The sequence below is a fragment of the Arthrobacter sp. Edens01 genome (assembly GCF_001307035.1).
GTDB lineage: Bacteria > Actinomycetota > Actinomycetes > Actinomycetales > Micrococcaceae > Arthrobacter_B.
Map to the genome: position 1 here is coordinate 1 of NZ_LKIU01000003.1, position 201 is coordinate 201.

Below are 201 nucleotides of genomic sequence, written 5' to 3' on the forward strand. Positions count from 1 at the left end.
CCGGGCGCAAAGCAGGGGGTTGCCGTGGAGCTTGAATGGTTTTGGCCGGTCCGCTCGGACCCGGGCACGAGAGTGCGCCATCCTGGCGTGGTAAACACCGCTGGCATTGAGGTTGCGTTTGATTTCCCGGCAGATCACCGAGCGGTCCCGGCCGATCAGCCGCCCGATCTCGGCCTGACTCCTGCCAGCCCGTAACCCACA

The 201-nt window shown here is 65.7% G+C and carries 1 protein-coding gene; it reads right to left on the reverse strand.

All coding sequences use genetic code 11. The features are described from left to right. On the reverse strand, nt 1-201 hold a 201-nt coding region (locus tag AO716_RS17890; RefSeq protein ID WP_152969865.1), incomplete at both ends, for a helix-turn-helix domain-containing protein.